Source organism: Flavobacterium sp., from assembly GCF_004211145.1.
GTDB lineage: Bacteria > Bacteroidota > Bacteroidia > Flavobacteriales > Flavobacteriaceae > Flavobacterium.
Map to the genome: position 1 here is coordinate 1 of NZ_SEBS01000076.1, position 2,335 is coordinate 2,335.

General features: G+C 49.2%; 1 protein-coding gene. It reads left to right on the forward strand.

The window, feature by feature from the left end:
• On the forward strand, positions 1-2,315 hold a 2,315-nt coding region (locus EOO50_RS17580), incomplete at its 5' end, for a ribonucleoside-diphosphate reductase subunit alpha (RefSeq protein ID WP_290841590.1).
• Positions 2,316-2,335 lie beyond the last annotated feature (20 nt).

Consider the following 2,335-nt stretch of genomic DNA (forward strand, 5'->3'; position numbering starts at 1 on the left):
GCGTAACAACATCTGAACTTGACAATCTTGCTGCCGAAACTGCAGCGTCAATGACCATCGCGCACCCTGATTATGCGCAGCTTGCCGCAAGGATCGCTATCTCGAACCTGCACAAAAACACCAAAAAATCGTTCTCAGAGACAATGTCCGACATGTTTCACTACGTGAATCCGCGTACGATGAAGGAATCGCCGTTGTTGTCTGAAGAAGTGTGGAAAGTAATTGAAGAAAACGCTGCGTTTTTGGATTCGCACATCATTTACAACCGCGATTTCAACTACGATTATTTCGGGTTCAAGACTTTGGAGCGCTCGTATCTGCTTAAGATCAACGGCAAAATCGTCGAGCGTCCGCAGCACATGCTGATGCGTGTTGCCGTCGGAATCCATTTGAACGATCTTGAAGCTGCGATCCAGACTTACGACCTGATGTCGAAAAAGTTCTTCACGCACGCAACTCCGACACTTTTCAATGCCGGAACACCGAAGCCGCAAATGTCTTCGTGTTTCCTTTTGCAGATGCAGGACGACTCGATCGATGGCATTTACGACACATTGAAACAGACTGCGAAAATTTCGCAATCGGCTGGTGGAATCGGCCTTTCAATCCACAACGTCCGCGCCACCGGATCGTACATCCGCGGTACAAACGGAACATCAAACGGAATCGTTCCGATGCTTCGCGTCTTCAATGACACCGCGCGTTACGTAGATCAGGGCGGCGGAAAACGCAAAGGAAGCTTCGCGATTTACCTTGAAACATGGCATGCTGATATTTTCGATTTCCTCGACCTGAAAAAGAACACAGGAAAAGAAGAAATGCGCGCCCGCGACTTGTTTTTCGCAATGTGGACATCTGATTTGTTCATGAAACGCGTACAGGAAGATTCGACCTGGACATTGATGTGCCCGAACGAATGCCCGGGATTGTACGATGTTTACGGCGAAGAGTTCGAAGCCATGTACACGTCTTACGAAGAGCAGGGCAAAGGCCGCAAAACCATCAAAGCGCGTGAATTGTGGGAGAAAATCCTCGAGTCACAAATTGAGACCGGAACGCCATACATGCTGTACAAAGATGCCGCAAACCGCAAATCGAACCAGAAAAATCTCGGTACGATTCGCTCGTCGAACTTGTGTACCGAAATCATGGAATACACCGCGGCTGACGAAATCGCCGTGTGTAACCTCGCGTCGATCTCGCTTCCGATGTTCATCGAAAACAATGCGTTCAACCACGATTTGCTTTTCGAAGTCACCAAACGCGTCACCAAAAACCTGAACAAGGTAATCGACCGCAATTATTATCCGGTTCCTGAGGCTGAAAACTCAAACATGCGCCACCGTCCGGTTGGATTGGGCGTACAAGGTCTGGCCGATGCTTTCATTTTGCTTCGCATGCCGTTTACAAGCGACGAAGCGAAAAAACTGAACCAGGAAATTTTCGAAACACTATACTTCGCCGCCGTTACCGCATCGATGGAAATGGCCAAAGAAGAAGGTCCATATTCAACTTTCGCTGGCTCGCCAATTTCACAGGGCGAATTCCAGTACAACCTTTGGGGTTTAACAGACGAAGACCTTTCAGGCCGTTGGGACTGGAAGTCGCTTCGCAAAGAAGTCATGAAACACGGTGTCCGCAACTCATTGCTCGTCGCACCGATGCCGACTGCGTCAACATCGCAAATTCTTGGAAACAACGAAGCGTTCGAGCCATATACATCAAACATTTATACGCGCCGTGTATTGTCGGGCGAATTTATCGTGGTCAACAAACACTTGCTCGAAGACTTGGTAAACCGCGGATTGTGGAGCGAAGATCTCAAACAGCAAATCATGCGTCACAACGGTTCGGTGCAAAACATCGACGCGATTCCTGCAGATCTCAAGGAGTTATACAAGACCGTTTGGGAAATGTCAATGAAAGACATCATCGACATGTCACGCCAGCGCGGTTATTTCATCGATCAGTCGCAGTCTCTGAACCTGTTCATGCAGGATGCGAACTACGCGAAACTTACCTCGATGCACTTTTACGCATGGCAGTCAGGCCTTAAAACCGGAATGTATTACCTGCGCACCAAGTCGGCCGTCGATGCAATCAAGTTCACGCTCAACAACGATAAAAAAGAAGAGCCGATTGCGGTTGCCGAAGAAGTCGCTGTTTCAGCGGTTGCCGAACCGGTAAACATCGTCCGCCAGGAAGTTGCCGCGCCGGTTGTCGAGGTTCAGGCGATCGATCCAAGCGAGTTCCGCGCGATGCTCGAGCGCTCACAAAATGCCGCTCCGGACGATTGCGAAATGTGCGGATCGTAACCAATCAATAATAAGGAAAA